This window comes from Rhodobacter xanthinilyticus (assembly GCF_001856665.1).
GTDB classification, from domain to species: domain Bacteria; phylum Pseudomonadota; class Alphaproteobacteria; order Rhodobacterales; family Rhodobacteraceae; genus Rhodobacter; species Rhodobacter xanthinilyticus.
This window is the reverse complement of sequence record NZ_CP017781.1, coordinates 991,406-1,016,083: the sequence shown is the minus strand read 5'-3', so window position 1 is coordinate 1,016,083 and position 24,678 is coordinate 991,406. Positions and strand designations below refer to the sequence as shown.

Below are 24,678 nucleotides of genomic sequence, written 5' to 3'. Positions count from 1 at the left end.
TTGGTCGTATTGTCCGCCGCCCCCCGCCGGGACCAGTCTGGGCCCCAGGGAGGAATTTCATGCGTGCTTTGAGTTTTGCCGCGGGGCTTTCGTTTGCTGCAAGGGCCGCGGGGCTCGCGCTGACGGCGCAGGCCGCCGGGCTTTTGTTTGCGGCACAAGCCGCGGGCGCGGGCGAGCTGCGCATCGACTGGATCGAGCGGCAGGTGACGCCGCCGCCAGTGCTCTCGAACATGCAAGCCCGCCCCGAGGATCTCGGCCGCGCGGGCGCCGCGCTTGCGCTCGCCGATATTTCCACCACCGGCAAATTCACCGGCCAGAGCTATCGGATCACCGACACCGTGGTGCCGCCCGAGGCCGAGTTCCTGCCCGCGGCGCGTGCGGCCCTCGGCGCGGGCGCGCGGGTGCTTGTCGTGCGGGCGCCTGCCGAAGACCTCCTTGCGCTTGCCGATCTGCCCGAGGCGAAAGGCGCGCTCATTCTCAACACCGCCGCCCCCGAGGATGCGCTGCGCGGGCCCGGCTGCCGGGCCAATGTGCTCCACACCCTGCCCTCCTACGCGATGCGCGCCGATGCGCTGGCGCAGTTCATCGTCACCAAACGCTGGACGCGGCTTGCGCTCATCGCGGGCACCCACCCGGAGGACACCGCCTTCGCCGCCGCGCTGCGCGCTTCGCTGACGAAATTCGGCCTCGCGCTCGCGGGCGAGAAGACCTGGGCCTATGATGCCGACATGCGCCGCGCGGCCGCCGCCGAGGTGCCGCTCTTCACCCAGGATCTGCCCGCGCATGACCTCCTCCTCGTGGCCGATGAGCCGGGCGATTTCGCCCGCTATGTCGCCTATAACACCTGGGAGCCGCGGCTTCTGGCGGGCTCGGAGGGCGCAAAGCCCGTGGGCTGGGCGGGCGTGGTCGAGCAAAACGGCGCCGCGCAGCTGCAAAACCGCTTCCGCGAGGCCACCGGCCGCGAGATGCGCGCCGAGGATTACGCCGCCTGGGCCGCCGTCGCCGCGCTTGGCGAGGCGGTGACGCGCGCGGGCACGACCGAGCCCGCGGGCCTGCGCGCGTGGCTCCTCTCCGATGCCGCGCGGATCGGCGGCTTTCTCGGCCGCCCGCTCAGCTTCCGCCCCTGGGATGGCCAGATGCGCCAGCCGATCCCGATCGTGACCGAACGCGCGGTGGTCGCGCTCGCGCCCTTCGAGGGGTTCCTGCACGCGACCAACGAGCTCGACACGCTCGGCCCCGACCGCCCCGAAACCCTCTGCCAAGCCTTTGGAGACCCCGAATGATCCGCGCGCTACTGCTCTCCACTTTCCTCGCCGCGCCCGCGCTGGCCGATGAGATCTGGGTGACGAACGAGATGGATGACAGCGTGAGCGTGATCGATGTCGCCACGCTCACCGTCAAGGCCACCTACCCGACCGGCGAGCGCCCCCGCGGGCTGACCTTCTCGCGCGATTTCTCGCGCCTTTACATCTGCGCCTCCGACAGCGACGCGGTGCAGGTGATGGACCCCGCCACCGGCGCGATCTTGCATGACCTGCCCTCGGGCGAAGACCCCGAGCAATTCGTCCTCGCCCCCGATGACCGGCTGCTCTACATCGCCAATGAAGATGACGCGATCACCACCGTCGTCGACACCCAGACCCGCAAGCTCGTCGCCCAGATCGATGTCGGCGTCGAGCCCGAGGGGATGGGGATCTCGCCCGATGGCCGGGTGCAGGTCACCACCTCCGAGACCACCAACATGGCGCATTGGATCGACACCGCGACCCATCAGGTGATCGCCAACAGCCTCGTCGACGCGCGCCCCCGCCATGCCGAGTTCAGCCCCGATGGCGCCGAGCTCTGGGTGAGCTCCGAGATCGGCGGCACGGTGGCGGTCTTCGATGCGGCGACGAAGGCCGAGATCGGGAAAATCTCCTTCGCGATCAAGGGCGTGCAGCCCGAGAAGCTGCAACCCGTGGGGATGCGCTTCTCCCCCGATGCGACCAAGGTCTTCGTCGCGCTGGGGCCGGCAAACCATATCGCGGTGGTCGATGCCGCGAGCCGCACCGTCGAGCGTTACATCCTCGTCGGGCGGCGCGTCTGGCATATGGCGATCTCGCCCGATGAGACGATGCTCTTCACCACCAACGGCGTCTCGGGCGATGTCACCGCGATCGACCTCGCAACCCTCGAACCCGTCGCCACCATCAAGGTCGGCCGCTTCCCCTGGGGCGCGGCGGCGCGGCCCACCTCGGATTAAGGAGTTACCCATGCGCATTTTCTCAGCCTTTCTGCTGTCGGCCTGCCTCGCGCTCGGCGCCGGCATGGCGCTTGCCGAAACCGCCGCCGAAGACGATGACGCGCCGCTCGCGGGGCTGCTCGCGGGGCCCAACAAGACCGCGCTTCCCGAGGTGATCCTGTCGGTGGGCGAGCCGCTCGGCGGGCCCTGGAAGCTGCGCTCGGGGGGCTATTACGAGGTCGAGATCACCGCCGACGGCTCGGGCGAGCTCGGCCTCGCGGGGGCCGATTTCTTCCGCGCGATCTGGGTCGACGAGGTGGTGATCCGCGGGCTTGAGATGCGCCCGATGGGGCTCCATTCGATCGAATTCGACCGCGCGGGCACGATGGAGATCGGCTTTGTCGCGATCAAGCCGGGGCGCTACAGCCTCGAGATCCCGGGCGCGACGGGGGCCTCGCAGCGCCTCGAGATCGAGATTGATTGAGCCGCCCGCCCCCTCACCGGGCGCCCCTGCCCCGGCTGCGGCCCTCGAGGTGCGGGGCCTCAGCCATGACTGGGGCGCCCGGCGCGCGCTCGATGAGGTCTCCTTCCGCCTCGCGCCGGGGCGGTTTTGCGCGCTTTTGGGGCCCAATGGCGCGGGCAAATCGACGCTGATCGCGGTGCTCACCGGGCTCATCCGCCCGCGCCCGGGGCAGGTGATCATCGGCGGCGCCGATCTGGGGCGGGCGGCGCGCGCCGCGCGGGCGCAGATCGGCGTGGTCTATCAATCGCCCACCTATGACCCAGAGCGCAGTGTCGCGGCCAACCTGCGCTATTTCGCGGCGCTGCACGGGCTGGGGGGGGCGCGCGCCGAGTCGCGGATCACCGAGGCGCTGGCCCGGCTTGGCATGGCCGAGCGCGCCGGCGAGAAGGCGGGCGCGCTCAACGGCGGGCATCGGCGGCGGATGGAGATCGCGCGCGCGCTGATCCATGCGCCGCGGCTTTTGATCCTCGATGAGCCCACCGTCGGGCTCGACGCGCCCGCCCGCGCGGCGATCACCGAGCATGTCCATGCGCTGTGTCAGACCGGGGTCGCGGTGCTCTGGGCCACCCATCTCGTCGATGAGATCCGCCCCGAGGATGATCTGCTGCTTCTCCACCGCGGGCGCCTTGCGGCGCGGGGGCCGGTGGCCGAGGCCACCGGCGGCGCCCCGCTCGCGGCGTGGTTTCTGGAACAAACCAAGGAGCCCGCCCCCAAGGAGCCTACCCGATGAGCGCCCTCCTCGCCGCCCGCGCCATCGCCGCCCGCGAGCTCGCCCGCTTCCTGACCCAACGCGAGCGCTTCCTCGCCGCGCTGGTGCGCCCGATGGTCTGGCTCTTCGTCTTTGCCGCGGGCTTTCGCGCGGCGCTCGGGCTCTCGATCATCCCGCCCTACCGCACCTATATCACCTATGAGACCTATATCCTGCCCGGGCTGTGCGGGATGATCCTGCTGTTCTCGGGCATGCAAAGCTCGCTCAGCCTCGTGAGCGACCGCGAGAATGGCGCGATGCGGCTGATGCTGACGGCGCCTTGGCCGCGCTGGTTTCTCTTGGGCGCAAAACTCCTCGCGGGCGCGCTCGTCGGGCTCTTGCAGGTGGCGATGTTTCTCGCGGTGGCCGCGCTTTACGGGCTGAAGGCGCCGCTCTGGGGCTATCTCGCGGCGGCGCCGGCGGCGCTGCTCGCCGGGCTGATGCTCGGCGCGCTGGGGCTCTTCCTCTCCGCCCGCGTGCGCCAGCTCGAGAATTTCGCGGGCGTGATGAACTTCGTGATCTTCCCGATGTTCTTCCTCTCCTCGGCGCTCTATCCGCTCTGGAAAATGCAGGAAAGCTCGCCGCTTCTGGCCGCGATCTGCCGCGCCAACCCCTTCACCCATGCCGTCGAGCTGATCCGCTTTGCGCTTTACGGGCAGATGAACTGGGCCGCGCTCGGCTGGACGGGGCTGGCCGGCGCGGTGTTCTTCGGCCTCGCGCTCTGGGGGTTCGAGCCCGCCCGCACGCGGGCGCGTTAAAGCGCGACAGGTCGCGCCCGCATATCAATGCGCGACAAGTCGCGCCCCCAGGTTATTGCGCGACAAGTCGCGCGGGCACCTCAATGCGCGACAAGTCGCGCGGGCCGCCCCTCGAGCCGCGCGCGCCGCGTGGCGAGGCGGGCAAGCTCCGCCTCCGCATGCGAGGCCAGCACCACCGCAGGCCGGATCTCGGCGATCAGCTCGGCCGTCAGCGCGAGCAGATCCTCGATCCGCTCGGCATCGAGCGAGGCGAAGGGCTCGTCGAGGATCAGCATCTCGGGCGCGCCCACGAAGGCCCGCGCGATCGCCACGCGGCGCGCCTGACCGAGCGAGATCTGCCCCGGCCAGCGCCCCTCGAGCCCGCCAAGCCCGACCCGCGCCAGCATCTCGCGCGCGCTGGCCTCCGACACCCCGGTCGGGATCGTGACATTGTCGAGCACCGTCCGCCAGGGCATCAGCGTCGGGCTCTGAAACACCATCGCGCGGCGGCCGGGCGCGCTGAGTTCGCCCTCGAACCGGCCATCGAGCCCCGCGAGGATCCGCAAAAGCGTCGATTTCCCCGCCCCCGAGGCGCCCGAGATGCCCAGCACCTCACCCCGCGCCACGCAAAGCCGCATCGGCCCCAGAACCGGCACCGCGCCGAAGCGTTTTTCCACGAGATCGAGCGTGATCATGGCGCCCTCCAGCGCGCGGCGCGGCGCGCGAGCGGGCCGAGCACCGCCCATTCGATCGCCAGCATCACCGCCACGAAGGCCAGCGCATTGGCCAGCACGCCGGTGATGTCGAACATCTGGAAATCGAGGTGGATGCGGAAGCCCACGCCGTTCGAGCGGCCGAGGAATTCGACGACCAGCACGATCTTCCAGATCAGCGCGAGCCCGGCGCGCGCCGCCCCCGCCAGATGCGGCGCGATCTGCGGCAAGATGATATGGCGCAGCCGCGCGCCAAGGCCCATGCGGTGGATCCGCGCCATCTCGCTCAGCCCCGGGTCGAGCACCCGCACCCCCTCGCGCAGCATGATCGTGACGAGCGGCACCTTGTTGAGCGCGACGGCGGCGATCGCGGCGGTCTCGTTCAGCCCGATCCAGAGGTAACAAAGCACCACCGTGACCAGCGCCGGGATATTGTTGAAAACCGTGAGCCAGGGGTCGAGCCAGCGGTCGAGCCGCGGCGCGAGGCCGAGCGCGATCCCCGCCGCCGTGCCAAGGCCCATCGCGAGGATAAAGCTCAGCCCCACCCGGCGCAGCGTGGCGCCCAGATCGGGCAGCATCGCCCCCGAGACGAGCCCCTGCCAGAGCGCGGGCAGAACCTGCTGCGGCCCGGGCGCGCGCTGCGGATCGCCGAGCGCCCAAGCGAGCAGCCCCCAGACGAGAACGAGCGCGAGAACGGAGGCCGCGCCGCGCGCGAGCGCCCGCAGATCGCGCGGCCCCGGCGCGGGGTTGCGCGGCGGCGCGGCGGGCTCTCGCCCCGCCGCGCGCCCCGCCGCGCCCCCCGGGGCACGCAGGCTCTCTTGTGCCCGGCTCACGCCCATGCCCCGCCCCTCCCTCAATTCGTCAGGAAGATCCCCGGCGGCAGGTCTTTCGCCGCGCCGACGAGCTCCGGCCCGCCCAGATCGGCCATCAGCGCGAGCATCCGCGCCGCCGCCGCCTCGTCGACCGGCCCCGCCGCCGGGATCCCGGCGCGATACCCCGCCACCAGCGCCGCATATTGCGCCTCCGATTTCGCCTTCATCTGGGGCCGCAGCCGCTCGAACGCGGTATCATCCTGGCCAAGCTTTTCCTTCGCCGCGCGCGAGGCCTGACCCAGCGCCGCAGCCAACTCGGGGCGCTCGTCCACCAGCTTGCCGGGCAGCACATAGCCCAGCAGCGGCGTCTCCGGGTCGAGCCCGAGCGCCAGCGCCGCTTCGGAGACGCCGATCAGCTGATGCATCCCCGCGGCCTGCATCTTGGCGTTGAAATGCCAGAAGTTGATCGCCGCATCGACCTCGCCCGAGAGCCCCGCCTCCATGATCAGCGGCGGGGCGCCAAAGACCTGCTCGGTCTCGGCGGCGAGATCGATCCCGGCCTCTTTCTGCGCATAGGCGCGCAGGATCAGCCAGCTCTTGTCGAGCGGCCCGCCCGCGATACCGATCTTGCGGCCCTTGAGATCGGCGAGGGCCGCCACCGGGCTCTCGGCGCCGACCATCAGCCCGCCCACCGCCTTCGAGTAGGGCAGGAAGCGATAATCCTGCCCCTCGGCCGCGAGCCGCGCCACCCAGAACCAATCGCTCACGATCGCATCGACCGCGCCGCCCTGCAAAGCCACCTGCGCGGCCGGGTTGCCCGCCACCGGCATCACCTCGAGGCGGAACCCCGCCGCGGTGTCGAGCCCATAATGGCTGATCGTGTCGAGCTCCCAGTTGACCGTGCCGCCCTCGAGCGCCGCGACCTTGAGCACCGGCAGCTCCTCGGCCTGCGCGCCCCCCACAAGGCCCGCCAGCGCAAGCCCGAACACGGCCGCAGCACCGCGACCCATTGCCTTGAACATGTCATCCTCCCTGCCCGCCCGCGCGGGTCTCCGGGGCCCAGATTAGGCCGCCCCCCGCCGCCCTCCTATTAGACCAATGGCCAATAGCGCCGCCGGGGCGATCAGGCAGGATGAGACCAGCCGCGACCAAGGTCGAATAGCGCCCCACACCGGGCCCCGCTAAGCCGGTCGCACCCAAGATCGAGAGGGAGGGAGACATGCTCGACATCCGCACCCGCCGCCTGATGGCGGCCCTGACGCTGGCGGCGCTGACCGCGCCCGCCCTGGCCTATGCGCATGGCGACGTGGCGCCGCAGCCGATCAACACCGATGCCCTGCCCGAGGTCGGCGAAGAATGGCTGACCGAGAACCCCTACCGCGCCGAAACCGCGGGCGAGGAGGTCTGGGCCAAGGCCGTGCAGATCGGCGATTCCGGGTTCAACCAGAACTGCGCGCGCTGCCACGGGCTCGGCGCGGTCTCGGGCGGGCTCGCGCCCGATCTGCGCTTCCTCGAGGCCAATGAGAGCGGCGACGAATGGTTCGTCGAGCGCTTCCAGCACGGCTATACCCAGGATGGCACGACCAAGATGCCGGCCTTCGGCGCGGTGCTCGGGCAAAAGGCGGGCTGGGCGATCCGCACCTATATCGAGACCCGCCCCGAGGATGGCGCGCTCGATGCCGCCTCGACGCGGCTCCATGCGATCCGCGATGCGCTGGCTGCGGGCGGCGCCGATGCGGCCGCGCTGAAGGCCGAGCTCGAGGAGATCGCGGCGACCGTCGCCACCGCGTCGGGCGCGCCGGTGGCCGACAGCGCGGTCAGCCGCGCGGCGGCGGCGCTCACCGAGGACCCGGCGAGCGAGAAACACGCCGCCGAGCTGCTCACCATCGGCCTGTCGGCGGCGGAGTAAGCGATGGCGGGCGCTCTCGGGCGGCGGTGGGTTCTGGGGCTTGCGCTGGCGCTTCTGGCGGCGCCGGTCGCGCCCGGGCTTGCGCGGGCGGCCTGCGAGGGCCTGCCGCCCGAGCAAAAGCTGCAAAACACCCCGCCGCAGGATATCGGCCGCTCGCTCGACCGGATCCGCGAGGAGGGCTGGATCGAATTCGCCCTCTATGAGGAATTCGCGCCCTGGTCCTGGGCGGAAAACGGCGCGCCGCGCGGGATCGATGTCGAGATCGCGCAGCTGATCGCGGCCGATCTCGGCGTCGAGGCGCGGATCCGGCTCGTGGCCTCGGGCGAGACGCTCGACGCCGATCTGCTGAACTATGTCTATCGCGGCGCGGTGGTCGGCGGGCATGTCTCGAATGTCATGCTCCATGTGCCCTATGACGTTGATTATGCGTGCCGTTTCGATCAGGTGGTGTTCACCGGGCAATATGCGGTCGAGCGGCTCGCGATCGCCTACGGGCTGGCCGATTACCCCGAGAAGGGGCCGGTGCCGGCGGTCTTCCGCTATGATCCGGTGGGGGTCGAGAACGATTCGATCTCGGATTTCTACCTGACCTCGGTCGCCCATGGCGCCACCGCTGACAAGGTGCACCGCTACCGCACCACCGCCGCCGCGATGGCGGGGCTCGAGGCGGGCGAGGTGATGGCGGTGATGGGCCCGCGCGCCGAGCTCGACGCCAATCTCGGCGCGGGGCAAGCGGTGCATGAGCCGCCGCTTCTGGGGCTCGCGCGCTCGAAATGGACCCTCGGCGCGGCGGTCTCGTTCCAGCATCGCCCGCTCGGCTATGCGGTCGATGATGCGATCGCGGCGGCGCTCGCCGATGGCCGGATCGCGGCGATTTTCGCGCGCTACGGGGTGGAGTTCGCGCCGCCCGTGAGGTGATCAGAGCGTCACGAGATCGCCCGCGGCGTCGATCAGCGTCACCGTGCCGAGCCCGAGCGCGTCGCGCGCCCGCGCGATCTCGCCCGCCTCCATCAGCACGAACCCCGTCGAGGCCGCGTCGCAGAGCGCCGCCGCCCCCCCCTCGACCGCGACCGTCGACCAGCGCGGCGCCTGGCCCTGCGGCCCGAGGATATGGCCGCCCGCGCCCAGGCGCATCGCCCCGGGGCTCGAGGTGGCAATCGCGCGCGGGGCGCCCGCGCCGATCTCGCGCGCGCCCAGAAGCCCCGCCGCCGGATCCTCGACCCCGAGCCGGAAGCGCCCGCCAAGCCCGACGAATTCGCCCATGTCGATCAGGCAGGGCCCCGCGCCCGCCGCCTCGAGAAGCGCCGCGACCCGGTCGGCGGCATAGCCCTGCACCACGCCGTTCAAGGTCAGCGCCTGACCCGGGCCGAGGCGGATCTCGCGGCCGATCTCGACGCGCGCAAAGCCGATCGCGGCGCGCGCCTCGGCCTCGGGGGCGCGGGCCGCGCGCGCGGCCCAAAGGCGGCCGACGGTCGGATCGAAGGCGCCCCCGGTGGCCGCATGGACCCGGCCTGCAAGCGCCAGAACCGCGCGCATCTGCGCCGAGCCGGGGCCGCGGCCGGCGGCGTTGAGGCGGGTGAGTTCGCTCTCGCGGTAGAGCGAAAAGGTGGCCTCGATCGCGGCGATCTCGGCCAGGAGCGCCGCGCGGGCGGTCTCGGGCAGGCCCGAGACCGCCACCTCGGCGCCAAAGGCGCGGCCGCGCCAGTCGGCCGCGCCTTTGGCGCCCGCGGCGCGGCCGCCCAGCGCCGCGGCGGCGGTGATCTGCAAGAAGCGCCTGCGGTTCATTTCGCCCTCCCCTCGCGGCGCGCGGCCAGCACGAGCGGCACGCAGAGCCCCGGATCATCATGGATCTTCACGCAATCAAGGCATTGAAAACACTCGGAATAGCGGATCTCTCCGGTTTTCGCGATCGCCCCGTAGCGGCAGCGCACCTTGCACAGCTGACAGGGGCTGCCACAGGCCGCGCGGCGCGGGATGAAGGCGCGCAGGCGCAAAAGCCCGCCCAGCCGCATCGCCGCGCCGAGCGGGCAAAGCGAGCGGCAAAACCCCTTGAACCAGACCATCGAGACGGCAAGCCACCCCCCCGCCCAGAGCAGATAGGGCCAGGGGCGGGCGAAATGCAGGGTGATCGCGGTCTTGAAGGGCTCGATCTCGGCCACGGTTTCGGCGTGATCCGGGGCGAGAAGCGCGGTCGCGACGAGCCCCGCGAGCGCGACCGGCCCCGTCCACAACAGCGCGCGCGCAAGGCTCGGCGGCGGCTCCCAACGCGGCAGGCGCAGGAGCCGGCCGAGGTGGTGGGCGAATTCCTGCAGCGCGCCGAAGGGGCACAGCCAGCCGCAAAAGAGCCCCCGCCCCCAGAGGAAGAACCCGGCAATCGCCGCCGCCCAGACGAGGAGCCCGAAGGGGTCGTAGAGCAGCACCTCGAGCCCCGCCGCGCCCTGCGCCTTGAGCCCGCGCAAGACGGCGAGAAGCGTGACGACCGAGAGCTGGCCCTGGCCCCAGAAGCCCACAAAGCCGATGACCACCGCCAGCACGCCAAGGCGCAAAGGCGTGAAGGCGCGCAGCCCCGCGAGCCGCGATTGCGCCAAGAGTGCTGCGAAGAGGGCCACGAGCAGCGCGCCCAGCGCCCAGAGATCGGCCGCGCGGTTGCGCAGCGCCTCCTCGAAGGGCGAGAGCGCGCGCGGCGCCTCGGGGCGCAGGAAGAAGCGCTCGGGCGTGGCGAGGGAGAGCGCGAAATGGGTCTCGCCGGGCTCGGGCTGGAACTGGCCATGGAGGCGCACGGCTTGCAGCGCGAGCTCCCAGGGCCGGGTCGGATCAAAGCCGAGACGGCGGTCGAGGCGCAGCACCATGCGGGTCGCGTCGGAAAGCTCGGGCGGCACGCTGGGGCCAAGCTCGGGCAGGATATCGGCATCGCGCAGCGCGAGCGGCAGGCCGTCTTGGCTGGCTGAGAGGCGGTCGGGGGCGGTGTTGCGCACGAAATCCTCGGAGACGAGGCCATGGCGGCCCGCCTCGATCAGGAGGTAAAGCTCGTCATCCGGGGCGCGCGCGGTGAAACGCGCGATTTCGGCCAGGGTCTCGGGGGCGAGCGCCGCGCGGGCGAGCGCGGGGGGGCCGAGATCGACGACGTAAAGGTCGATGAACGGCGCCTCGGGGTCGCCGCCCGCGCCATCGGAGGCCCATTTCGTGCCGGCAAAGGCCGCGTCGAGCTCGGCCTCGGTCACGGTGAGCCGCCCGATCAGCCCCTCGGCCAGCGCGCGCGGCCAATCGAGAGCTTCGTCATGCGCGGGGTCGGGGCGCGGCGGGGGGCCGGCCGAGACGCCCTGCATCTTCTCGCGCGCGACCGCGAGCGTGGCCGCGAGGATCGATTCATGCGCGATGCGCACCGAGGCGGTCGCCTTGGTCACGCCGTCGAGATAGACATTGTCCGAAGCCGCGCCCCCCGCGCCATAGGGGGTGCCCACCACCAGCGGCTCGGAGATCGCATGGCCGCGATATTGCTCGAGAAAGGCGCGAAACGGCGCCTCGCCGAGGCCCGAGACGAAGATCGGCTCGTTATGGGAGAGAAGCCGCACGTCGATGAACCGCCCCTCGGTATCGAGGAGCACGAGCATGTTGATCGGCTGGCCGGAAAAGCCCGGCAAAGGCGCGAGCGGCCCGGTCTCGAAGACATAGCCCGCCGGCCCGCCGCCCGAGTTCAAAAGCGCCCAGACGCCCTGGTCGTTCACCGCTTCGCCAAGACCATAGGGCGCGACGATCTCGGCTTCGATCGCCTCGCGCGGCAAGGGCTCGGCGGCGGCGGGGGCCACGAGACAGAGGGTGAGAAAAAGGAAAAGCGCGGCGCGGATCATCGGGTGATCCTCGCGCCGCGCCGGGCTCTTGCCTATACGACCAAAGTCGCGGGCAACGTCGCGCCTCAGGCGGCGAGCGCCGCCGCGTGATGGGCGATATGTTCGCCGATGAAGGTGGCGATGAAGTAATAGCTGTGGTCATAGCCCTCATGACGGCGCAGCGTGAGCGGATGGCCCGCCGCCGCGGCCGCCGCCTCGAAGAGCCAGGGCTTCAGCTCGGCCTCGAGGAACGGATCGGCCTCGCCCTGATCGATCAGGATCGGCAGCCGCTCCCCCGCCTGCGCCAAAAGCGCGGTCGCATCCCAGGCCGCCCAGGCCGCCCGGTCAGCGCCGAGATAGGCGGTGAAGGCCTTTTGCCCCCAGGGCACGAGCGCGGGCGCCACGATCGGCGAGAAGGCCGAGACCGCGGCATAGCGGCCCGGGTTCTTCAGCGCGATGACCAGCGCGCCATGCCCGCCCATCGAATGGCCCATGATCGAGCGCCGCTCCGAGGCCGGGAAGCCCGCCTCGATCAGCCCGGGCAGCTCCTCGGTGATGTAGTCATACATCCGGTAATGGCCCGCCCAGGGCGCCTCGGTCGCGTTGAGGTAGAACCCCGCGCCCTGCCCCAGATCATAGCCCGCGTCATCGGCCACGCCCTCGCCACGCGGCGAGGTATCGGGCGCGACGAGGATCACGCCGGCCTTCGCCGCATAGCTTTGGGCGCCGGCCTTGGTGATGAAATTCTGCTCGGTGCAGGTCAGCCCCGAGAGCCAGTAGATCACCGGCAGCTTCGCGCCCGGTGCATGGTCCGGCACGAAAACGGCAAAGCGCATCTCGCAGCCGAGCGTGGCAGAGGCGTGTTTCCACACGCTCTGCTCGCCGCCGAAGATGCGATGGGTTTCGATCTTCTCCATCGCCCGCCTCAGAACTTGATGACCGAGCGGATCGACTTGCCTTCATGCATCAGGTGGAAGGCCTCGTTGATCTCTTCGAGCGGCATGGTGTGGGTGACGAAGGGGGCAAGCTCGATCTCGCCCTTCATCGCATCCTCGACCATGCCGGGGAGCTGGCTGCGCCCCTTCACGCCGCCAAACGCCGTGCCCATCCATTTGCGCCCGGTGACGAGCTGGAACGGCCGCGTCGAGATCTCCTGCCCCGCGCCCGCGACGCCGATGATCACCGACTGGCCCCAGCCGCGATGGGCGCATTCGAGCGCGGCGCGCATCACATTGACATTGCCGATACATTCGAAGGAGTGATCGACGCCCCAGCCGGTCATCTCGACGATCACCTGCTGGATCGGCTTGTCGTGATCCTTCGGGTTGACGAAATCGGTCGCGCCGAACTGCCGGGCGAGCTCGAACTTGTCGGGGTTGGTGTCGATGGCGATGATCCGGCCGGCCTTGGCCTGACGCGCGCCCTGGATGACCGCAAGCCCGATGCCGCCGAGGCCGAAGACCGCCACGCTGTCGCCCGGCTGGACCTTGGCGGTGTTGTGGACCGCGCCGATGCCGGTGGTCACGCCGCAGCCCAGAAGGCAGACGTGTTCGTGGTTCGCTTCCGGGTTGATCTTGGCCAGCGAGACCTCGGCCACCACGGTATATTCCGAGAAGGTCGAGCAGCCCATGTAATGATAGATCGGCTCGCCGTTATAGGAAAACCGCGTGGTGCCGTCGGGCATCAGCCCCTTGCCCTGCGTCGCGCGCACCGAGGTGCACAGGTTCGTCTTGCCCGATTTGCAAAACAGACATTCGCCGCATTCGGCGGTATAGAGCGGGATCACATGGTCGCCCGGCTTGACCGAGGTGACGCCCTCGCCGACCTCGACGACGACGCCCGCGCCCTCATGGCCGAGCACCGCCGGGAACACGCCCTCCGGGTCATCGCCCGAGAGCGTGAAGGCGTCGGTGTGGCACACGCCGGTGTCGGTGATGCGGATCAGCACCTCGCCCGCTTTCGGCGGCGCGACGTCGATCTCGACGATTTCAAGGGGTTTGCCGGGGGCAAAGGCAACGGCGGCACGAGATTTCATCTGGGGTCTCCCTTTGGGGCGCGCGCGGCGCGCTTATTTGAGATAGCTGCGCACGAGGGCGAGCAGTTCCTGGGTCTTGGCGCCCTGAGCATCGGGGGCGCCGAATTCATCGCGGATATGGGCCTCGAGCACCTCGGCCATCAACCCGTTGATCGCGCCACGGGTGGCGGCGATCTGTTGCAGGATCGGCGCGCAGGGGCTGCCGGCCTCGAGCGCGCGCTCGAGCGCCTCGCATTGGCCCTTGATCCGCCGCACCCGCGTCAGGATGCGCTTCTTGTCTTCGGGGTTATTGGGCATCGGCGCTCCGCATATCGTATACTAGGGTATAGTATACATCGGCCCCGTGACGCAAGGGCCGCGACATTTGCCGCGCCAAAAACGACCGCCGCCCCTCCCCGGGCCCCGCGCCGGGCCGGCGCCCGCGCTATTTCACCGCCCGCCAAGACGCGGTAAGCTCGGCCTCTCGCGGGCGCGCCGCCCGCCGCAAGGAGCAGGCAAGGTCTCATGGCCGTCAAACCGATGTTGCACCCGCGGAACCTGCATCGGGAGGGCTATGATTTTCCGCGCCTGTTCGAGAAAACGCCCGAGCTTGCCGCGCTCACGACCCGCTCCCCGCGCGGCGAGCTGACGATTGATTTCCAGAACCCCGAGGCGGTGCGCTGCCTCAACCGCGCGCTCCTGCGCACGCATTACGACCTTGATTTCTGGGAGTTTCCGGCCAAGGCGCTGTGCCCGCCGATCCCGGGGCGGGTCGATTACCTCCATTATCTCGCGGATCTGCTGGCCGAGAGCAACGGCGGCGTGATCCCGCGCGGGCCGCAGATCCGCGCGCTCGATATCGGCACCGGGGCGAGCCTCGTCTATCCGCTCACCGGCCAGAGCGCCTATGGCTGGAGCTTCACCGGGGTCGATATCGACCCGGCCTCGCTCGCCTCGGCGCGGCGGATCTGTCAGGAGAACCGGCTCGAGATCGGGCTGCGGCGGCAGCGCAACCCGGAAGACATCTTCCGCGGCGTGGTGCGCGCCGATGACCTGTTTCACCTGACGCTGTGCAACCCGCCGTTCCACGCCTCGCCCGAGGCGGCGCGCGCGGGCACGCGGCGCAAATGGCGCAACCTTGGCAAGGGCGATCAGGATGCGCTCAATTTCGGCGGCCAGAGGGGGGAGCTGTGGTGCCCGGGCGGCGAGGTCGGCTTCATCGCGCGGATGATCGCGCAAAGCCGCGAGGTCGCCGAGCAATGCCTGTGGTTCACCTGCCTCGTCTCGAAACAGGACAACCTCGCGCCGTTGACGCGGCTGTTGCGGCGCGCCGAGGTGGCCGAGACGCGGGTGGTCGAGATGGCGCAGGGCCAGAAGACCAGCCGCTTTCTCGCCTGGAGCTATTACCCCGAGCGGCTGCGCGCGCTATAGCCGGGCCTCGCGCGCGAGCGTGCGCGCCTCGGCCTGCGCCAGCCGCGCGAGCGCGGCCTCCTCCGAGCCGGTTTGCGCCATCGCCCGCGCCCAGATCCGCGCCACCGACGCCGCCGACCAGGGCAGCACCGCCTGCGCCACCCACCGGCGCGCGGGGGCGGGCAGCCGGTCATGCGCCGCCATCGGGGCCTCGCGGATCCGCGCGCGCAGTCGGGTGCCGAGGTTGCGCCTCATGCGCCGCCGCCCCAGCGCGGGAACGGGTCTTCGAGCCCGGCCCAAAGCTCCGGCGTGAAGCTGGTCTGCGGCACGAGGCAGCGCTCGAGCATCGCCTCGATCCGGGCGCGGTTCATGGTGCCGAGCCGGCCGATGAAGACCAGCTCCTGCCGGCGGTCGCCAAACGCCTGCCCCACCCGCCCGGCCATCCGCGCGCGCGCCTCCTCGGGCCAGTGCTCCTGCGGCACCGCCGCCCACCAAAGCCCGAGCGCCCGCACCTCGAGCATCGGCCCCGCGACCGAGACCTCGCCCGCCCAGTCAGGCCGCGTCGCCAGCCAGAAATGCCCCTTGGCGCGGATCACCCCGGGCAGCGGCGTCTCGAAGAACGCGGCGAGTTTCGCGGGCTCGAACGGGCGCTCGGCGCGAAACACGAAGGAGGTGATGCCATATTCGGCATCTTCGGGGATGTGATCGGCAAAGCCGTAAAGCTCCTGCGCCCAGGTCGGGTGGCGGTGCGCGGCCTCGAAGCTGAACCGCCCGGTGCCGAGGATCTCGCCCGGATCGACCCGCCCGCGATCGGTCTCGAGGATCTTCGCATCGGCATTGAGCGCGCGCAGGATCGCGCGCGCATCGGCCCGATCCTCGGCGCGGGCCGAGGACACCTTGTTGAGCACGATCACATCGGCGAATTCGATCTGCTCGGTGAGCAGCTGCACGAGGCTGCGCCCATCCTCGGGGCCGAGCGCCGCGCCACGATCGGCCAAGAACGCCTGCGCGGAGAAATCCCGCGTCAGATTGGCCGCATCGACCACCGTCACCATCGTGTCGAGCCGCGCGACATCCTCGAGCGCCGCGCCCGCTTCATCGCGGAATTCGAAGGTCGCCGCCACCGGCAAGGGCTCCGAGACGCCGGTGGATTCGATCAACAGGTAATCGAACCGACCCTCCTCGGCGAGCCGGCGCACCTCGATCAGCAGATCGTCGCGCAGCGTGCAGCAGATGCAGCCATTGGTCATCTCGACGAGCTTTTCCTCGCCGCGGGTGAGGCTCGCGCCCGCGCGCACCAGATCGGCGTCGATATTCACCTCCGACATGTCATTGACGATCACCGCCACCCGCAGGCCCGCGCGATTGGTCAGAATATGGTTGAGCAGCGTCGTCTTGCCGGCGCCAAGAAAGCCGGACAGCACGGTGACAGGCAAACGATCGGGCATCGGGGGCTCCATGTTATACTATAACTTTTCGTTATAATATAACTTCCCGAGATGCAAGGGCCCGCCGCCCGTCGCCTTCGCGGCGAAAGGCTGGCATACTGCGCGCGCCAGACAGGGAGCCTCAGATGACCGCGCCAGCCGAGACCGATCCCGCGCGCGCTGCGGCGCTCGACGCTTTCGTGCGGCGCCAGTTTCTCTGGCCGGGGAGCTTGCGGCTCCATCGCGCGGCGCTCGGCGGCGATCTGCTGCGCGCGCCGGTCAATCTCGCGCTTGCGCCGGTGCAGCTGGGGCTGCGCGGGCTCGGCTGGCTGTGGGGAAGGCTGGGCGGCAGGCTGGGCGGCAGGCTGGGCGGCGCGGGGCTCGGACGGTGGCTGGGCACGCGCCAGATCCTGCTGCGCACGGCGGTCGCGGCGCGGGTCGAGGCGCTGATCCTGAGCGAGCTTTGCGCCATCCCCCTGCCCGGCCCCGCGCCCGACCGCGCCGCGCTCCGGCGCGCGCTGCTCGCCGCGCCCCGGCTGCGCGCGCCGCTGCGCGCCGCGGGCTCGCAGGAGGCGGCCGAGCGCCTCGTGGGGCGGATCCTCGCGGCGCTGAACGAATATTCGGGCGCGCGGGCCGCGACGGCGGAATTCACCGCCGCGCTGATCTTGCTCGCGATCGGCGCGCTGGCCTTTCACAGCCTGACGCCCGGGGCGATCTCGCTCGCGCCCAGCCTCGCCGAACAGCTCGCGCAGAGCACCGCCATCGCCGAATTTCCGCTCGGCGCCGGGCTCGGCGGGCTCTGGTATGGGGTGTTTCCGGCCGGCCCCTCGGGGGGGCTCGTGGCGCTCACGGTGGCGGGGCTCGTGCTGGGCGGGGCGGTGCTGACGAGCCTGGCCGGCGCGCTCGCCGATCCGGTTCAGGTCTGGCTCGGGGTCCATCGCCGCCGGCTCGCGCGGCTGATCGCGGTGCTCGAGGGCGAGATCGCGGGCACCGCGGGCGCCCCCTTCATCGCCCGCGAGCCGCTCCTCGCGCGGGTCTTCGACCTGTGGGACGCGGCGCTCTCGCTCCTGCGGGCGCTGCGCGGCTGAGCGCGTCACGCGCGCGGCGCGCCGGGCCCTTCGGCGAACAGCTCAAAGCGAAGCACCGCCCGCGCGAGCTCAAAGCTCAAAACCGCAAACGAGACATCGGACACGCGCTTGAGCGCGCTCATCCGAACGGTCTTGACGCCGCGCAAGAGGAAAAAGCCCTCGTCCTCGGGCCAGGGGGCGAGTGGCGTCTCGCCAAAGCCCAAGGACGCCAGATTGCGCGGCAACCGGCCATCGAGATCGAGCTTGAAGCGCAGACAGGTGCGCGTTTCCGGCCGACCATGCGAGAGGAGCACGGCCCCCTCCCGGCGGCTGCGCATCTCGATCCGCGCCGAGCGAACCGCGTGAAACGCGCCACAGTCGACAGGTTCGGCCGGCTGCTCCTGCAAGACGCGCGAGAGCCGCTCGACCTGCGCGCTCAGGCTCCGGTTCGAGTGGCTGAGCGCCTTGAACGCCCCGGCTTCGTCGAAGGGGAAGTGCTCGCGAAGAGCGCCGAGCGTGGCGGGCCCCATGCCGGGCACCCGCACCAGCGCGTCATCGGCCATGATCGCGAGTTCCTCCGGCGCAATGCCGGCCGCAGCAAGTTTGTTCAGGGCCGCCCTGACCTTGCCCGGCAGGTGCTTGGTGTCCGCTTTTGTCATGAGCCTGTCGCGAGAGCCGGAAGGAACGTCATCGCCGCAAACTGAGCGTGCCGGAGCGCCAAGTCAACGCCGCCCCCGCGGCCGCGCCGGCGCGGTCACTGCCGCAGCGCGTTCACCACGACCTTGAACGCGGGCAGGTTCTGGTGCCGGCTCGGGTAATAGATGTGATAGCCGGCAAAGCGCGGCGACCAGTCGTCGAGCAAGAGCTCCAGCGCGCCGCTGGCGAGATGGGGCGCGACCATATCCTCGGGCACATAGGCGATCCCCACCCCCTCGAGCGCCGCCGCGACCATCGTCGCCTCGTCGTTCAGCGTCAGCCGCCCCTCGACGCGCACCCGCAGCTCCTTGCCGTCCTTCTCGAACTCCCAGGCGTAGAGCCCGCCCGCCGTGACCAGCCGCCGGTTGATGCACTCCTGCGCCAGCAGATCCTGCGGATGGGCGGGGCGCCCGCGGGCGGCGAGATAGCCGGGCGAGGCCACCGCGACCAGCCGCCAATCCGGCCCGACGCGCTGCGCGATCATGTCCTGCTCGACGCTTTCGCCCAGCCGGATGCCGGCGTCGAACCCGTCCTCGACGATATTGCGAAAACCGCCGTCGACGCTCAGCTCGAGCCGGATGTCGGGATAATCGCGCAACACCGGGCGCAGCTTGGGCCAGATCAGGCCGGTGAGCGCATGATGCGAGAGCGTGATCCGCACCGACCCCGCCGGCCGGTCGCGCAGCTCCATCAGCGCGGCGATCTCCGCCTCGATCTCGCTCACCCGCGGCGCGAGCGCCCGCCGCAGCCGCTCGCCCGCCTCGGTGGTGGCGACCGAGCGGGTGGTGCGCGCCAAAAGCCGCATCCCCATCTGCGCCTCGAGCTTCTTGATCCGGTGGCTCAGCGTCGATTGCACGACGCCGAGCTTCGCCGCGGCCCGGGTGAAGCTGCCCTCCTCGGTGACCGCGAGAAACCACATCAGATCGTTGAAATCGGTCTGCGCCATTGCGCCCCCATTCATGGCCATGGTCGATAAGTTCAAGCGATACTTCGCCTCTAATCAATAAGTCTCGGGCGGCCATATAACAACGGCAACCCACGAAAGCAGGAGGCTCCCATGAAGATCACCCGCGCAGGCAGCACGCCCTCGATGAAAGGGCCGGCCGACTGGTTCACCGGCACGGTGCGGATCGACCCGCTGTTTCAGGCCGAGCCGCCCGGGCAGGCGGCCGGCGCCGCCGTGACTTTCGAGCCCGGCGCGCGCACCGCCTGGCACACCCACCCGGCCGGGCAGACGCTGATCGTCACCGCCGGGCTTGGCCGCGTGCAGCGTGCCGGCGGCCCGGTCGAAGAGATCCGTCCCGGCGATGTGGTCTGGTTCCCGGCGGGTGAAAAGCACTGGCATGGTGCGGCGCCCGACGTGGCGATGACTCATATCGCGATTCAGGAGGCGGTCGCGGGCGAGGTCGTCACCTGGCTCGAACCGGTCAGCGATGCAGACTACCGCGGCTGACCCCAACCCCACCTGGATGACGCGGCGCAGCTTCACCGCCGGCGCGGCCTGCATCGCGGTGAGCCGCCCTGCGCCGGCCTTTTCCAAGGAGCTTCCGATGCGCCTCATCTGCCGCTTTGCCGATCAGGCTTTCACCGTCGCGCTGAACGACAGCCCGGCCGCGCGGGATCTGCTGTCGCTGCTGCCCCTCGATCTGACGATCGAGGATTACGCGCAGAACGAGAAGATCGCCTCCCTGCCGCGCAAGCTGACCGAAGAGGGCGCCGCCCCCTTCGGCAACGAAGCGGTGGGCGATGTCTGCACCTATGCGCCCTGGGGCAATCTCGTGTTCTTCCACGCGCCCTATCGTTTCTCCCGCGGGCTGATCCGGCTCGGCCGGGTCGAGGGCGACATCGCGCCCCTGCGGCGGCGCGGCACCTATCCCCTCAGCGTGATCGCTCACGGCTGAGGCCTGTTTCAACGAAAGGAAACGACATGAAAGACAAGGTCATCCTGATCACCGGCGCCTCCTCGGGCATCGGCGAAGCCACCGCGAAACTGCTCGCCGCGAAGGGCGCGAAGGTCGTGCTCGGCGCGCGCCGGGCGGATCGTCTCGAGGCGCTGGCCAACGAGATCACCGCCGCGGGCGGGGAGGCGATCTGGCAGGTGCTCGATGTCACCAGCCAGGCCGACAACGACGCCTTCGTGAAACTGGCGAAGGACCGCTTCGGCCGGGTCGACGTGATCTTCCTCAATGCCGGGATCATGCCCAGCTCGCCGCTCTCGGCGCTCAAGACCGACGATTGGCACGCGATGGTCGATATCAACATCAAGGGCGTGCTGAACGGGGTGGCCGCCGTGCTGCCCGAGTTCATCGCGCAGAAATCGGGCCATGTGATCGCGACCTCCTCGGTTGCGGGGCTCAAGGCCTATCCGGCGGCGGCGGTCTACGGCGGCACCAAGTTCTTCGTGCGCGATTTCATGGAGATCTTGCGCATGGAATCGGCGATGGAGGGCACCCATATCCGCACCGCGACGATCTTCCCGGCCGCGATCAACACCGAGCTTCTCAACACGATCAGCGAGCCGGGCACCGCGGCCGGCATGGCCGCGCTTTACGAACAGGTCGGCATCACCCCCGACCGGATCGCCAATGTCGTCGCCTTCGCCATCGAGCAGCCCGAGGATACCAATGTCAGCGAGCTGACCGTCGGGCCGACCGTTCAGGCCTGGTGACCCGGCCGGCGGCGGGGCGATGGCCTCGCCGCCCCAACCGCGGCGGCCGCCCGGCGCGCACAAGCCCGCCCGAGGCCGCTCAGGGCGCGAGGCTGTCCAGAAGGTGGCTGACGAAGCGCGCGACAGAGGGGCGGCGCAGCGCCGCCTGCCGCACGTTGAGGAAATTGCCGCGCCCCGCGCCGATCGTGCCGGGATGGGCAAAGACCAATTCACCCGAGGCGATGAAGCGGCGCACCATCTGGTGCCAGCCGAGCATCACCCCCTCCCCCGCCAGCGCCGCCTCGATCAACAGCCCGACCTTGTTGGTGATCAGGCTCGACGGGCCCTTGCCCCAGACCCCGCCATGGGCGCGAAACCACTCGCTCCAGCCCAAGGGCTGCCAGCCGATCGCATCGGCGTTCCAATGGCTGTCATGCAGGTGCAAGAGATTGACTTCGTTGAACCTTTCCACCGTGTCAAACGGCCCCTGCGCGGCCAGATAGGCGGGCGCGCAGACCGGCTGGGCGAGCTCGGGGAAGAGGAAATGCACCTGCTCGCCGACCTCGCAGCGCTCATTGCCGCAGATCAGCGCGATATCGACCTGGGCGTAGTTGCGCAACGTGTCGTCGGCGTCGGAGGCGAGCACGGTGAAGCCCACCTCGGGGTGGCGCGCGCGAAAGCTGTCGATCAGCGGCTTGAGCCAGAACCGCGCCATGCCATCGGTGGCCGAAACGGTGACCTGTTGCGGCTCGGCCCCGCCCGACGTCGCCGCCACCGCATCGGCGATCGCGTCGAGCCCGACCGTCACGCTGGCAAACAGTGCCTTGCCCGCCTCGGTCAGCTCGAGCGCATTGTGCTTGCGGATGAAAAGCGGCGTCCCGAGCGCGGTTTCCAGAAGCCGGATCTGCTGGCTCACCGCGCCCTGCGTGACGTTGAGCTCCTTCGCGGCGAGCGTGAAGGAGAGATGCTTGGCCGCCACCTCGAAGGTGGCAAACGCGCCGAGCGAGGGCAGATGGCGGCGTCGGACCGGGGGCATCGCGCTCCTTTCACGGGGCAGGCCCGGTCACTCGCGCCGGGCCTGCCATTCCTTCGCACGAAGATACAGGGTCGCGCCGATCGTGTCGAATGGATGTGGCGGCAGCTTGGCGGGTTCGGGCTCGGCAGCGAAATACTCCGTGATCTCCGAGGCTTGCCCGCAGACGAGCTCCGCCGCCCCGATCCCGCTCAGCGTGCCGCGCGCGGTGCCCAGCCCGTTTTGCACGCAGGCCGCAACCAGCCCCGGCTCGAGTTCGCGCATCACGCTGACAGCGTTTTTCGTCAGGCACAGATGCCCCGACCAGCAATGTTCGAAGGGCTGCCCCGCAAGCCCCGGGAAGCGCGCGTCGAACTTGGCCCGCATCGCACGCACGAGCCGCGCCAGATCGGCGGCCGAGGTCTCCATGCCGGGGCGGTAACAGGCGCCCTGACGGATCACGATGCGGTTGCCGCCCTCGGCCGGGCCGAGGCGCCGCACCGTCGCGCCCATCGGGTCGGCGGGGGTCAGGCCCCAGCTCTCGGCGCCGCCGAGCGCGCGGATCTGATCGGGGCTCATCTCGGCGCTCATGCATGCGCTCAGCATCACATGCATCAGCCGCCCGCGCGCGAAACCGAAGCTCTCGAGATGGCCGTTGGTGGCCAAAATGACCTTTTGCGCCGCCAGCACCCCCTGCGCGGTTTCAACCCGCCAGCCCCCGGGCGCGGTCTCGAGGCGCGTGACGCCGGAGCGCTCGAAGATCCGCACGCCGGCCGCCTCGAGCCCCGCCGCAAGCCCGAGCGCATAGCCCGCCGGCTGCAACATCGCGGTGCCGGGGGTGTAAAGCCCGCCCTGGTAATAGGCCGAGCCGGTGAGCGCGCGCATCGCCTGCGCATCGAGCATTTCATGCGCTTCGCCAAGGGCTTGCAGATGCGCGGCATAGGCGCGGTTGGCCGCCATGCCGCGCTCGGACGCCGCCGCGTTCACCTTGCCGCGGCGCTGGAAGGCGCCCGGCCCCATGCCGTACTCCGCCGCCGCCGCCCCGGCAAAGTCGATCGCCTGCCGGTTCAGCCGGGTCAGAACCCGGTCGCGGCTTTCGCCCCCGGCCGCGTAATCCGAAGCGGTCAGCTCATGCGGCAGGTCGATCATGAAGCCCGAATTGCGCCCGGTGCCGCCCTCGGCCAGACGCCCCGCCTCAAGCAGCGTGACGGCCAGCCCCGGCTCGATCTGGCGCAGCCGCCGCGCCGCGGACAGCCCCGCATAGCCCGCGCCGATGATCGCCACATCGCAGCCCTGCGCGCCGGTCAGCACCGGCCGCGGCGGGCGCGGCGGCAAGATCTCGGCCCAGCCCGCAGGCCCGGTGAATCGCGGCTGGCGGATCGCATCATGACGGCTCATCGCGCACCTCAATCGAGCGAGCTGTCGGCCGGATCGGTCAGATCGAGCCAGATCGTCTTGAGCTGCGTATATTGGTCATGCGCGTGGATGCCATTGTCGCGCCCGCCGAAGCCCGATTGCTTGTAGCCGCCAAAGGGCGTCGAAATATCGCCCTCGCCGAAGCTGTTGACCGTCACCGTGCCCGCCCGCAGCGCCCGCGCCCCGCGCAAGGCCCGCTTGCCGTTGGCGGTGAAGATCGAGGCGCTCAGCCCGTAGTCGGTCGCATTCGCCACCGCGATGGCCTCCTCGAAACTCGCCACTTCGATCACGCTCAGGATCGGGCCGAAGATCTCCTCGCTCGCCAGTTTCGAGCCGGCCGAGGAGACTTCAACCACCGTCGGCTCGACAAAGCCCTCCGCGATCACCTTGCCGCCCAGCACGACCCTTTCCTCCTTGCAAGCCTCCAGGTAGCTGCAAACCTTGGCAAAATGCGCCTTCGAGATCAGCGCGCCCACCCGCACCGCCGGGTCGAGCGGGTCGCCCACGACCCATTCGCGCAGATGCGCCGCGATGTGCTCCAAGAGCCGCGCCTTGACGCCGCGCTGCACGATCAGCCGCGAGGCCGCCGAGCAATTCTCGCCCATGTTCCAAAACGCGCCCTGGACGACATGGCCCGCCACCGCATCGAGGTTCTCGGCGTCGTCCAGAACGATGCAGGGGTTCTTGCCGCCCAGCTCCAGCACCACCTCCTTGAGGTTGCTGTCGGCCGAATAGTGCAGAAAGCGCCGCCCCGTCCGCGTCGAGCCGGTGAAGGACACCATGTCGACGCCGGGGTGCCGGCCGAGCGGCTCGCCCACCTCGGCGCCGCCCCCCGTCACCACGTTGAAAACGCCGCGCGGCAGGCCCGCCTGATGCGCGAGCTCCGCCACCCGCAGCGCGCTCAGCGAGGTCTCGGCGGCGGGTTTGACCACCACCGAACAGCCCGCGGCCAAGGCCGGGCCGATCTTCCACGCCAGCATCAGCAGCGGGAAATTCCACGGCAGAACCAGCCCCACCACCCCCACCGGCTCGCGCAGCACCATCGCGAGATGCGCGTCGGAGGCGGGGGCCACCTGATCGTAGATCTTGTCGATCAGCTCGGCATGCCATTTGATCACATGAATCGCCTCGGGCACATCGACCGTCTCGCAATCGAAGATCGTCTTGCCGCTCTCGAGGCTCTCCATCACCGCCAGCTCGCGCGCGTTGCGCGTCATCAGCTTGGCCAGCCGGATCAGCACCTCCTTGCGCGCGCCGGGCGGCAGCTTCGCCCAGCGCCCGTCGTCAAACGCCTCGCGCGCCTTCGAGACGGCGAAATCGACATCCGCCGCGCCGCAAGCCGCCACCGTGCCCAGCACCGCGCCGGTCGCGGGGTTCGCGGTCTCGAAGGTCTCGCCCGAGAGCGCCGGGCGGAAACTGCCGTCGATGAAGGCGTTTTGCGGCAAGCAAAGGGTGCGCGCGAGCGCGTGATACTCCTCGCGGGTCAGCAGATCGGCCAT

Annotated in this window: 27 protein-coding genes; 12 read left to right on the top strand and 15 right to left on the bottom strand. The window is 70.2% G+C overall.

Annotated elements, in window-relative coordinates; genetic code table 11:
• Positions 1 to 59: 59 nt before the first annotated feature.
• From LPB142_RS05045 to LPB142_RS05025, 5 genes are read left to right on the top strand one after another with little or no spacing between them, the layout of a single operon-like run.
• Entirely contained in the window at positions 60 to 1,283 is a 1,224-nt protein-coding gene (locus LPB142_RS05045) for an ABC transporter substrate-binding protein (protein WP_083392596.1), read from the top strand.
• The gene (locus tag LPB142_RS05040; RefSeq protein ID WP_068767925.1) at positions 1,280 to 2,242 is read left to right on the top strand and encodes a YVTN family beta-propeller repeat protein; all 963 of its coding nucleotides are present in this window, start codon (positions 1,280 to 1,282) and stop codon (positions 2,240 to 2,242) included. The genes LPB142_RS05045 and LPB142_RS05040 overlap by 4 nt, the downstream gene beginning before the upstream one ends.
• A 10-nt stretch (positions 2,243 to 2,252) precedes the next feature.
• Positions 2,253 to 2,705, top strand: a complete 453-nt coding sequence (locus LPB142_RS05035) for a cupredoxin domain-containing protein (protein ID WP_068767924.1) — start codon at positions 2,253 to 2,255, stop codon at positions 2,703 to 2,705.
• Between the two features lie 49 nt (positions 2,706 to 2,754).
• Positions 2,755 to 3,474: an ABC transporter ATP-binding protein gene (locus LPB142_RS05030; protein WP_232230963.1), complete on the top strand. Its 720-nt coding sequence runs from the start codon at positions 2,755 to 2,757 to the stop codon at positions 3,472 to 3,474.
• Positions 3,471 to 4,250 carry an ABC transporter permease gene (locus LPB142_RS05025; RefSeq protein WP_068767923.1) on the top strand — a complete coding sequence of 260 codons (780 nt, stop codon included), beginning with the start codon at positions 3,471 to 3,473 and terminating at the stop codon, positions 4,248 to 4,250. Before LPB142_RS05030 ends, LPB142_RS05025 begins: the two co-directional genes overlap by 4 nt.
• An 80-nt stretch (positions 4,251 to 4,330) precedes the next feature.
• Here LPB142_RS05025 and LPB142_RS05020 read toward each other — a convergent pair whose 3' ends face one another.
• The 3 genes from LPB142_RS05020 to LPB142_RS05010 are packed head-to-tail and all read right to left on the bottom strand — an operon-like array spanning position 4,331 to position 6,776.
• Positions 4,331 to 4,924 (bottom strand): ABC transporter ATP-binding protein, encoded by a 594-nt coding sequence (locus LPB142_RS05020; RefSeq protein ID WP_071167130.1) that lies wholly within the window; start codon positions 4,922 to 4,924, stop codon positions 4,331 to 4,333.
• Positions 4,921 to 5,775: an ABC transporter permease gene (locus LPB142_RS05015; RefSeq protein ID WP_232230962.1), complete on the bottom strand. Its 855-nt coding sequence runs from the start codon at positions 5,773 to 5,775 to the stop codon at positions 4,921 to 4,923. The genes LPB142_RS05020 and LPB142_RS05015 overlap by 4 nt, the downstream gene beginning before the upstream one ends.
• A gap of 20 nt (positions 5,776 to 5,795) precedes the next feature.
• Positions 5,796 to 6,776, bottom strand: a complete 981-nt coding sequence (locus tag LPB142_RS05010; protein ID WP_068767922.1) for an ABC transporter substrate-binding protein — start codon at positions 6,774 to 6,776, stop codon at positions 5,796 to 5,798.
• A 197-nt stretch (positions 6,777 to 6,973) separates the two neighbouring features.
• Here LPB142_RS05010 and pedF point away from each other — a divergent pair, with 197 nt between their 5' ends.
• Together pedF and LPB142_RS05000 are read left to right on the top strand one after the other, a co-directional pair.
• Positions 6,974 to 7,663, top strand: a complete 690-nt coding sequence (gene pedF / locus LPB142_RS05005; RefSeq protein WP_083392594.1) for a cytochrome c-550 PedF — start codon at positions 6,974 to 6,976, stop codon at positions 7,661 to 7,663.
• Positions 7,664 to 7,666: 3 nt separating this feature from the next.
• Complete coding sequence (locus tag LPB142_RS05000) at positions 7,667 to 8,581, top strand: substrate-binding periplasmic protein (protein ID WP_156894318.1); 915 nt, start codon at positions 7,667 to 7,669, stop codon at positions 8,579 to 8,581.
• On the opposite strand, the gene LPB142_RS04995 is transcribed toward LPB142_RS05000, so the two are convergent.
• The 5 genes from LPB142_RS04995 to LPB142_RS04975 form a co-directional block, all read right to left on the bottom strand.
• Entirely contained in the window at positions 8,582 to 9,448 is an 867-nt protein-coding gene (locus LPB142_RS04995) for an FAD:protein FMN transferase (protein WP_071165705.1), read from the bottom strand.
• The gene (locus tag LPB142_RS04990) at positions 9,445 to 11,511 is read right to left on the bottom strand and encodes a 4Fe-4S binding protein (RefSeq protein WP_071165704.1); all 2,067 of its coding nucleotides are present in this window, start codon (positions 11,509 to 11,511) and stop codon (positions 9,445 to 9,447) included. Before LPB142_RS04990 ends, LPB142_RS04995 begins: the two co-directional genes overlap by 4 nt.
• 65 nt (positions 11,512 to 11,576) lie before the next feature.
• Positions 11,577 to 12,407, bottom strand: coding sequence for an S-formylglutathione hydrolase (fghA, locus tag LPB142_RS04985; RefSeq protein WP_071165703.1), 831 nt, complete (start codon positions 12,405 to 12,407; stop codon positions 11,577 to 11,579).
• Between the two features lie 8 nt (positions 12,408 to 12,415).
• Positions 12,416 to 13,525 carry an S-(hydroxymethyl)glutathione dehydrogenase/class III alcohol dehydrogenase gene (locus LPB142_RS04980; protein ID WP_068767918.1) on the bottom strand — a complete coding sequence of 370 codons (1,110 nt, stop codon included), beginning with the start codon at positions 13,523 to 13,525 and terminating at the stop codon, positions 12,416 to 12,418.
• 33 nt (positions 13,526 to 13,558) lie between these two features.
• Positions 13,559 to 13,822, bottom strand: a complete 264-nt coding sequence (locus LPB142_RS04975) for a metal/formaldehyde-sensitive transcriptional repressor (protein WP_068767917.1) — start codon at positions 13,820 to 13,822, stop codon at positions 13,559 to 13,561.
• Positions 13,823 to 14,029: 207 nt separating this feature from the next.
• Between LPB142_RS04975 and rlmF the strand changes: the two genes are divergently transcribed.
• Complete coding sequence (rlmF, locus tag LPB142_RS04970; RefSeq protein ID WP_071165702.1) at positions 14,030 to 14,935, top strand: 23S rRNA (adenine(1618)-N(6))-methyltransferase RlmF; 906 nt, start codon at positions 14,030 to 14,032, stop codon at positions 14,933 to 14,935.
• On the opposite strand, the gene LPB142_RS04965 is transcribed toward rlmF, so the two are convergent.
• Positions 14,930 to 15,169 (bottom strand): DUF6525 family protein, encoded by a 240-nt coding sequence (locus LPB142_RS04965; RefSeq protein ID WP_071165701.1) that lies wholly within the window; start codon positions 15,167 to 15,169, stop codon positions 14,930 to 14,932. The two genes, rlmF and LPB142_RS04965, sit on opposite strands and share 6 nt — an antisense overlap.
• Positions 15,166 to 16,362 (bottom strand): GTP-binding protein, encoded by a 1,197-nt coding sequence (locus LPB142_RS04960; protein WP_068767929.1) that lies wholly within the window; start codon positions 16,360 to 16,362, stop codon positions 15,166 to 15,168. The genes LPB142_RS04965 and LPB142_RS04960 overlap by 4 nt, the downstream gene beginning before the upstream one ends.
• Before the next feature lie 125 nt (positions 16,363 to 16,487).
• On the opposite strand from LPB142_RS04960, the gene LPB142_RS04955 reads away from it, so the two are divergent.
• Positions 16,488 to 17,429, top strand: a complete 942-nt coding sequence (locus LPB142_RS04955; protein WP_071165700.1) for a DUF6635 family protein — start codon at positions 16,488 to 16,490, stop codon at positions 17,427 to 17,429.
• Between the two features lie 5 nt (positions 17,430 to 17,434).
• Here the strand turns inward: LPB142_RS04955 and LPB142_RS04950 are convergent, their stop codons facing one another.
• Positions 17,435 to 18,067, bottom strand: a complete 633-nt coding sequence (locus LPB142_RS04950; protein ID WP_071165699.1) for a hypothetical protein — start codon at positions 18,065 to 18,067, stop codon at positions 17,435 to 17,437.
• 95 nt (positions 18,068 to 18,162) lie between these two features.
• Complete coding sequence (locus tag LPB142_RS04945) at positions 18,163 to 19,050, bottom strand: LysR family transcriptional regulator (RefSeq protein ID WP_071165698.1); 888 nt, start codon at positions 19,048 to 19,050, stop codon at positions 18,163 to 18,165.
• 111 nt (positions 19,051 to 19,161) lie between these two features.
• Between LPB142_RS04945 and LPB142_RS04940 the strand changes: the two genes are divergently transcribed.
• The 3 genes from LPB142_RS04940 to LPB142_RS04930 are packed head-to-tail and all read left to right on the top strand — an operon-like array spanning position 19,162 to position 20,772.
• Positions 19,162 to 19,557, top strand: coding sequence for a (R)-mandelonitrile lyase (locus LPB142_RS04940; RefSeq protein ID WP_071165697.1), 396 nt, complete (start codon positions 19,162 to 19,164; stop codon positions 19,555 to 19,557).
• A complete protein-coding gene (locus tag LPB142_RS04935; RefSeq protein ID WP_232230961.1) occupies positions 19,538 to 20,005 on the top strand; it encodes a cyclophilin-like fold protein in 468 nt (155 codons plus the stop codon). The genes LPB142_RS04940 and LPB142_RS04935 overlap by 20 nt, the downstream gene beginning before the upstream one ends.
• A gap of 26 nt (positions 20,006 to 20,031) precedes the next feature.
• On the top strand, positions 20,032 to 20,772 hold the full coding sequence (locus LPB142_RS04930) for an SDR family oxidoreductase (RefSeq protein WP_071165696.1): 741 nt from the start codon (positions 20,032 to 20,034) through the stop codon (positions 20,770 to 20,772).
• A 79-nt stretch (positions 20,773 to 20,851) separates the two neighbouring features.
• Here LPB142_RS04930 and LPB142_RS04925 read toward each other — a convergent pair whose 3' ends face one another.
• From LPB142_RS04925 to LPB142_RS04915, 3 genes are read right to left on the bottom strand one after another with little or no spacing between them, the layout of a single operon-like run.
• Entirely contained in the window at positions 20,852 to 21,787 is a 936-nt protein-coding gene (locus LPB142_RS04925) for a LysR substrate-binding domain-containing protein (RefSeq protein WP_071165695.1), read from the bottom strand.
• Between the two features lie 27 nt (positions 21,788 to 21,814).
• Positions 21,815 to 23,161 (bottom strand): NAD(P)/FAD-dependent oxidoreductase, encoded by a 1,347-nt coding sequence (locus tag LPB142_RS04920; RefSeq protein WP_071165694.1) that lies wholly within the window; start codon positions 23,159 to 23,161, stop codon positions 21,815 to 21,817.
• 8 nt (positions 23,162 to 23,169) lie between these two features.
• Positions 23,170 to 24,678, bottom strand: coding sequence for an aldehyde dehydrogenase (locus tag LPB142_RS04915; RefSeq protein WP_071165693.1), 1,509 nt, complete (start codon positions 24,676 to 24,678; stop codon positions 23,170 to 23,172).

Bases quoted from the DNA above. Each gene is read 5' to 3' on its own strand.
- LPB142_RS05035 (WP_068767924.1), top strand. From the start codon at position 2,253: ATGCGCATTTTCTCAGCCTTTCTGCTGTCGGCCTGCCTCGCGCTCGGC.
- LPB142_RS04950 (WP_071165699.1), bottom strand. From the start codon at position 18,067: ATGACAAAAGCGGACACCAAGCACCTGCCGGGCAAGGTCAGGGCGGCC.
- LPB142_RS04980 (WP_068767918.1), bottom strand. From the start codon at position 13,525: ATGAAATCTCGTGCCGCCGTTGCCTTTGCCCCCGGCAAACCCCTTGAA.
- rlmF (WP_071165702.1), top strand. From the start codon at position 14,030: ATGGCCGTCAAACCGATGTTGCACCCGCGGAACCTGCATCGGGAGGGC.
- LPB142_RS04935 (WP_232230961.1), top strand. From the start codon at position 19,538: ATGCAGACTACCGCGGCTGACCCCAACCCCACCTGGATGACGCGGCGC.
- LPB142_RS05020 (WP_071167130.1), bottom strand. From the start codon at position 4,924: ATGATCACGCTCGATCTCGTGGAAAAACGCTTCGGCGCGGTGCCGGTT.
- LPB142_RS05040 (WP_068767925.1), top strand. From the start codon at position 1,280: ATGATCCGCGCGCTACTGCTCTCCACTTTCCTCGCCGCGCCCGCGCTG.
- LPB142_RS04965 (WP_071165701.1), bottom strand. From the start codon at position 15,169: ATGAGGCGCAACCTCGGCACCCGACTGCGCGCGCGGATCCGCGAGGCC.
- LPB142_RS05025 (WP_068767923.1), top strand. From the start codon at position 3,471: ATGAGCGCCCTCCTCGCCGCCCGCGCCATCGCCGCCCGCGAGCTCGCC.
- LPB142_RS04930 (WP_071165696.1), top strand. From the start codon at position 20,032: ATGAAAGACAAGGTCATCCTGATCACCGGCGCCTCCTCGGGCATCGGC.
- LPB142_RS04945 (WP_071165698.1), bottom strand. From the start codon at position 19,050: ATGGCGCAGACCGATTTCAACGATCTGATGTGGTTTCTCGCGGTCACC.
- LPB142_RS04925 (WP_071165695.1), bottom strand. From the start codon at position 21,787: ATGCCCCCGGTCCGACGCCGCCATCTGCCCTCGCTCGGCGCGTTTGCC.
- LPB142_RS04940 (WP_071165697.1), top strand. From the start codon at position 19,162: ATGAAGATCACCCGCGCAGGCAGCACGCCCTCGATGAAAGGGCCGGCC.
- LPB142_RS04955 (WP_071165700.1), top strand. From the start codon at position 16,488: ATGACCGCGCCAGCCGAGACCGATCCCGCGCGCGCTGCGGCGCTCGAC.
- pedF (WP_083392594.1), top strand. From the start codon at position 6,974: ATGCTCGACATCCGCACCCGCCGCCTGATGGCGGCCCTGACGCTGGCG.
- LPB142_RS05045 (WP_083392596.1), top strand. From the start codon at position 60: ATGCGTGCTTTGAGTTTTGCCGCGGGGCTTTCGTTTGCTGCAAGGGCC.
- LPB142_RS04915 (WP_071165693.1), bottom strand. From the start codon at position 24,678: ATGGCCGATCTGCTGACCCGCGAGGAGTATCACGCGCTCGCGCGCACC.
- LPB142_RS04990 (WP_071165704.1), bottom strand. From the start codon at position 11,511: ATGATCCGCGCCGCGCTTTTCCTTTTTCTCACCCTCTGTCTCGTGGCC.
- LPB142_RS04995 (WP_071165705.1), bottom strand. From the start codon at position 9,448: ATGAACCGCAGGCGCTTCTTGCAGATCACCGCCGCCGCGGCGCTGGGC.
- LPB142_RS04960 (WP_068767929.1), bottom strand. From the start codon at position 16,362: ATGCCCGATCGTTTGCCTGTCACCGTGCTGTCCGGCTTTCTTGGCGCC.
- LPB142_RS04975 (WP_068767917.1), bottom strand. From the start codon at position 13,822: ATGCCCAATAACCCCGAAGACAAGAAGCGCATCCTGACGCGGGTGCGG.
- LPB142_RS05000 (WP_156894318.1), top strand. From the start codon at position 7,667: ATGGCGGGCGCTCTCGGGCGGCGGTGGGTTCTGGGGCTTGCGCTGGCG.
- LPB142_RS05010 (WP_068767922.1), bottom strand. From the start codon at position 6,776: ATGTTCAAGGCAATGGGTCGCGGTGCTGCGGCCGTGTTCGGGCTTGCG.
- fghA (WP_071165703.1), bottom strand. From the start codon at position 12,407: ATGGAGAAGATCGAAACCCATCGCATCTTCGGCGGCGAGCAGAGCGTG.
- LPB142_RS04920 (WP_071165694.1), bottom strand. From the start codon at position 23,161: ATGAGCCGTCATGATGCGATCCGCCAGCCGCGATTCACCGGGCCTGCG.